This window comes from Prosthecobacter sp. (genome assembly GCF_014879935.1).
In the GTDB taxonomy this organism is placed as follows: Bacteria; Verrucomicrobiota; Verrucomicrobiia; order Verrucomicrobiales; family Verrucomicrobiaceae; genus Prosthecobacter.
In genome coordinates, this window is sequence record NZ_JACSRD010000206.1 from 1 (window position 1) to 5,336 (window position 5,336).

Genomic DNA, 5,336 nt, shown 5'->3' on the forward strand with positions numbered 1-5,336 from the left:
GGCGGGGCCTTCGCGGAATCGGAATTCCGCGCTACAGCGCCGCCGCGCAAGCTCCAGAGTGTGAGAAGTTCGGGCTAGCGGGCGAGGGTCAGCAGTCTTGCCTCCTCGGGGAGGAGAAGAGTGTTGGAGATGTTCTCGGCGATCTCGTAGCCCGTCGCAGGATCACCGTTGGAGGCGATCATGGCGGCGAGGACTGCGCGTTGTCCGGCGGGAAGCAGGGCGTGTTTCAGGGCCTTGAGTGCCGCGAGATCGGGCATCGGCTGATGCAGGCGATGGGCGGCGAGGGCCTGGAGCAACAAACGCTGTTTCGCCTCCGCCTGGCTGCCGGCGCCGGCCTTTTGTGCCACCAGTTCGAGCGAATCGCCGACCAGCAGCGCCAGGTAGTCGGCACGGAAGGCGGCCTGCACGTTGTCCGGGTTCACTCGCGCCACATCACGCGCCACTTTGAGCATGGCGGAGGTGTTCCGGCCCTGCGCGTGGTAGGCGAAGGCCTTTTCCAGCAGCGCCACCTGGATTCGCATGGCTCCGTCTTGTTTCGCCGCGATCTGCTCGTAGAAAGCTCCGGCGAGATCGAAGATGCCGAGATCCGCGGCGGCTTCGGCGCTCCGCACCACGGCGATGCCGTTGTTGCTGCCTGCGGCGGCTTCAAATGCCAGCTTCAAGTGCTGACGCACCCGGGATCTCTCCTGGCTCTGGCCGGCCGCGAGACGGGCGCTCCAGAGATTGAAGGCCACGGGGCCGAGGGACTTTTCCACATCGCGGGTCAGCAGCGCCGCGACATCATTCCAGCGTCCGGTCGCGGCCAGGGAGGCCAGTTTCAGCTCGAGCTGGCCTGCCGGCAGATCCTTGGCCTTCACGTAGGCGGCCTCGGGCAGGGCCCGCAGCACGCGGTCATGCTCCTCGATGGAGGAAAGCCAGCGCAGAAACTCCTGCCGCTGCTCCTCGGTGCCTTTCAAGGCGGCGGCTGATTCGCGGTCGAGAATGGCCGGCCGCTCGTCGGGACGCAGGCGGACGAGCGCTGCCAGGGCGGCGAAGCGCATCTGCGGCACCTCGGGATGATTTTGCGCGAGCGTGGCGAGCTTTTCCGCCTCCTGGGGCGTGAGATTGGAGTCCTTGGTGAGCAACTGGATGGCATGCACGGCCAGGGGATCGTCCCCTCCGGCGGTTTCCCACAGAACGACGCGGCCACGCTCGTGAAGTGCCGGCAGCGGCTGCACATAATCGAGCAAGGCGAGCTTGAAGACGGACTCGCGGGTTTTGGGCGCGGCCAGGAGGGCATTCCGCAGCCGCTCCTCGGCCTCCTGGTCCCGGCCTTCGAGTTTGAGCATGAAGGCCTCCAGTTGGCGGGCATCCGCGCCGGAGCGTGCGTCGTCTGGCAGGCGTTTGAGGGCGGTGCGGGCGGCCTCCAGCTCACCCTGGGTCGCCTCGGCACGGGCCAGTTTGAGAAAGTCCTCCTCCGTGGCATCTGGCTGGTCGGTGAGGCGTTTCAAAGTCTGCGCAATCTCCGCAGGACTCGCATTGGCGCGGATGAGGAGATCCACCGCCGCGCGGATTACCGCGGGGTTTTGCGGCGCCTGCTGCCGTGCGGTGCTGATCAGACGCGCGGTCTCGGCGAGGTCGCCCGCATCCATCCGTTCCTTCGCTGTCTTCAGCACCTGTTCGATCTGGGCCTCGTGGGAATGGCGCTGGCTGTACCAGACGCCCCCACCGATGGCGACGACCAGCACGCCGGCCGCAGGCACGAGCCATTTCATCAGAGGCCGGGGGCTGTCGGTGGCAGCGGCAGGCGGAGTTGGATCAGAACTGGTCATACAAGGAAGTGAATCGACAGGACATGGCCGGGGTCAGGTGCCGAAACTCGCTCACGTGGGCGGCAACGCAACCACGGCGCGAAAAAGCCCGGCAGGCAGGGCCTGCCGGGCGGCAATGGAACGCGAGGGCTCACGCTTTCACGGCGCGGCGACGACGGAATGTGATGCCTGCGGCGGTCAGACCGAGCAACATGAACCGGGAGGGTTCCGGAACTGCCGTGGCACCGAAGCTCAGATTGTCGTAAAACGCGCCGGAGGGCAGCACCACCTTGCTGACGCCGGAGAGCGCCAGCGTCTCGTTCACCGTGAGGCCAGGGATGGTCTCATTGATCGGGAGGCTGTAGAGCAGCAGGTCGGCGGCGTCGTAGAACCCTACTTCGGTGCCGAACGGCGTGCCCAGGGTGCTGTTGTCGAGCACGACCCCGAAGCTGGTCAGATTGACGGCGGAGCCGAAGCTGAACATCACGGGCGAGAGCACGGCGTCCAGAGCCAGACCGTCGATGGCGAGGCCATAACCAGCAGTGGCAGGATTGCCGAGGGTGACGGGGCTGGGAGCGGAAGTGTCCGGTGTCCAGACGGGGGTGGCGAACGGATCGCCAAACTCGTCCTCGGTTTCCAGATAGGCATAAGCGATGCTGACCGACGTGGGGAAGGCATCACCCGTGGTGGTGGTGGCGGTGCCGGTGTTGAAATTGAACACCGTGGCCGCATGGCCCGTCCCGGCCGCGAGGGCCAGGAGGGTCAGAAGGCGTAGAAAAGATTTCATGACGCAGAAGGGGGAGGTTCGGGATTGTGTTTCGCACCACTCACTTGGCACCGCCGAGGGCGGCCTGCATGACCTTGAAGAACACGTCCACGTTCTCCATCACGCCGGTGAAGAGGCTGGCACCGCGACCACCTGCCGAGAGCGGGATGTCGGAGGCGGTGTGGACGGCGGATGAATTGCCCGCGCCACCCGCCTGTCCTGGGATGAAGAAGTCACCGGCTGTGTCGCGGGTGGCCGGATTGGCATTGGCGGTGGCGTTGGTGAGCCAGTCTTCGTAGCGGTCGCCGCTCGCGGCGTAGCCAATGAGCATCTTGTAGTCCACATCCATCGTCTGCGGATATCCGTCGCCCTGGATGGCATACTGCGGGAAGCTGGCAGCGTCGTATGTGCCGACGACGCCTGTGCGCAACTGAAGCTGGCCGTCGGTGGAGGCACCAGACGCGCCATTGATGGCTCCGGCAACACCGTCCGTGCCGAGAGCGGCTGCGCGGGTGACGAGGGTGGCGTTGGTGACGGTGCTGGCGCCGACGATGTTGATGCCGGCGCACTCGTGGTCGGCGGTCACGATGATGAGCGTGTCAGCGCCCGCCGGAGTGGCGGAGAAGTCGATGGCCTTCTGGATGGCGCGGTCGAATTCGACGGTGTCGAGCACCCAGCGCTCGGTGTCCATGTTATGCGCCTGTTTGTCGATGGATGCCGCCTCGACCATGAGGACGAAGCCCTGGGCGTTGTTGCTGAGGACCTGAATGGCCTTCTCTGTCATCTCATCCAGCATGGGCTGGTCAGGGAAGGTGGAGATGGTGCTGCCCGCCGCCATGGCTCCGGTGCGGCGTTCCGCGATCTTGTCCATGGCGATGTCCATGTTGCCGGTGTTGAAGAGGCCCAGCAGCCTGGTGGTGTTCGACGGCACGCCAGCCAGGGTGGTGGCGTCCGGTGCGTAAGTGAAGCCAGCGGTCTGGAAGTCCGCGATGAGGTCACGTGTGTTGTCCACCGCGCCTGCGGGAACGCTCCAGCCGGCGACGATGTCCGCAGGCAGAGTGTAGTCACCGCCGCTGCTGGTGGTGCTTCCGACACGGCCGGAGCCGGCCGTGCCAAACGGGATGAACCACTTGCGCCCGCCGCCCATGAGGACGCGCAGATTGTGGGAGGCGGCGGCTTCATCGAGGAACATGTCGCAGATGCCGGTGCCTGCGCCGCGGTCCTGGGCATGGACGGCAAAGGAGGCGGGTGTGGCGTCTTCCACGTCCGCCGTGGTCACGATGCCGAGGGCCTTGCCCTGGGTGCGTGCCAGGTAGTTGCCCATGTGTTCGACACGCGGATTATCCCACTTGTTCTGGGCAAACCCGGAACTCGTGGTGTCGTCCGGAAAGACGCCTTCCTGGTTGTTGTTGGACTTGTTGCCCGTGGAATAGCAGGCGGCGCCAGGAGCGGAGTCGGTCACGATGGAGTTCAACGAGGCCGTCATCAGCAACCCTGTGTAAGGCAGTGTGTCCATGGCGAGGGGGGCGACTGCCTTCCCCTGCGACACGCCCTTGGCCACAATGCGCGCGGCGGTGCGGTGGGCGATGCCCATGCCGTCTCCTATGAAGTAGATGATGTTCTTCGCTTTGCGGCCGCCGGCGAGATTGATGCTGACGATCTCAAAGTTCCCGGTGGCGGTCGCCACCTGGCTGTCAGACTGCGTGGCTTCCACCGTGAGGGTCTTCACACCGGGGCTGGTGTTCGAGTAGGCGCGGAAGGTGGCGCTGAAGCGGTCGGATCCCAGCGAGGTGATCGCGCCGTTTGCGGGTCCCGGCAGAGTCGCCACCGTCGATCCGTTCACCTTGAAGACCACACCTGTGATGGTCTGGCCGGCGTCGGCCTGCATGGTGGCCTGGAGATCAAAGCGTTGCGCGGGCAGGAAGCGGGAGATGTAGGGTGGGGTCGCGTCGCCGTAGGTGAAGAGCGCGCTGGGTGGATTGAGCCGCGTCACTGTGGGCGCGGCGTGGACGGCGGCGGTCAATGCCGCCGTCAGCAGGGTCGTGATGAGTGTGGATTTCATGGGGTGGTGGTTGTCTGGCTTGCTTGTGCAGTGATCGTCCGAGAGGCGGGACGAAAAGAGTTCGGTGGACCCATGACCATGCGGTCACGCTGGAGCGCCAGCGGCTTGCGCAGCTCCACGACTTCGAGGGTGCGTGCGTCTGCCACGTGATCGCAGAGCAGCCGCACGTGTGACACACGCCCGTCGGCCTCCTGCCGGGGGCCGAGTTCCAGGCGACCCATGACGGTGATCCGCTGCGGTCTCCACGCGGGGGAGTCTCCGGGCCGCACGTTCATGATCACATGCACCAGGCTGGTCGGAAGGCTGTCTGCCAGCAGGTACTCAGCCTGGTTGTGCGCGGAAGGCACCGCGGTGAAAAGGAACACCGTGGTGTCCTCATGGTAATGGCGCACCATGTGGCCTTCCATGCGGACAGCCTTGCCCGCGAGGCCCTGGCACGTGGTTGTGTAAGAGAGGCCGCGTGGTCCCGCCGGGGTGACGAACAGGTCCTCAAATCGCAACGGCGTGTACAATCGCGACTCTTCCGCGAGCGACGGGGCGGATGGTGTGGCCGGAGGGCGTGGCGTGGCAATCTCCTGCGTTCCTGGCTCGCGCAGACCGGCCAGCATCAGGGCTGATGCCGTTCCGAGCGCGATCAGAATCACGAGGAGAACTAGGCAGTGTTTTAAAACCTCTTGAGCGGCTGCATCCAATCGATGACAGCGGCGAAAGCGAGCAG

General features: G+C 65.4%; 4 protein-coding genes. All 4 read right to left on the reverse strand.

The window, feature by feature from the left end; all coding sequences use genetic code 11:
• Positions 1 to 74: 74 nt before the first annotated feature.
• Positions 75 to 1,754 carry a hypothetical protein gene (locus IAE77_RS23130; RefSeq protein ID WP_294231856.1) on the reverse strand — a complete coding sequence of 560 codons (1,680 nt, stop codon included), beginning with the start codon at positions 1,752 to 1,754 and terminating at the stop codon, positions 75 to 77.
• Between the two features lie 187 nt (positions 1,755 to 1,941).
• The gene (locus IAE77_RS23135) at positions 1,942 to 2,577 is read right to left on the reverse strand and encodes a PEP-CTERM sorting domain-containing protein (RefSeq protein WP_294231858.1); all 636 of its coding nucleotides are present in this window, start codon (positions 2,575 to 2,577) and stop codon (positions 1,942 to 1,944) included.
• Positions 2,578 to 2,617: 40 nt separating this feature from the next.
• Positions 2,618 to 4,618, reverse strand: a complete 2,001-nt coding sequence (locus IAE77_RS23140) for an alkaline phosphatase (protein WP_294231860.1) — start codon at positions 4,616 to 4,618, stop codon at positions 2,618 to 2,620.
• Positions 4,615 to 5,262: a hypothetical protein gene (locus IAE77_RS23145; RefSeq protein WP_294231863.1), complete on the reverse strand. Its 648-nt coding sequence runs from the start codon at positions 5,260 to 5,262 to the stop codon at positions 4,615 to 4,617. Before IAE77_RS23145 ends, IAE77_RS23140 begins: the two co-directional genes overlap by 4 nt.
• Between the last annotated feature and the right edge of the window lie 74 nt (positions 5,263 to 5,336).

Bases quoted from the DNA above. Each gene is read 5' to 3' on its own strand.
- IAE77_RS23130 (WP_294231856.1), bottom strand. From the start codon at position 1,754: ATGAAATGGCTCGTGCCTGCGGCCGGCGTGCTGGTCGTCGCCATCGGT.
- IAE77_RS23135 (WP_294231858.1), bottom strand. From the start codon at position 2,577: ATGAAATCTTTTCTACGCCTTCTGACCCTCCTGGCCCTCGCGGCCGGG.
- IAE77_RS23140 (WP_294231860.1), bottom strand. From the start codon at position 4,618: ATGAAATCCACACTCATCACGACCCTGCTGACGGCGGCATTGACCGCC.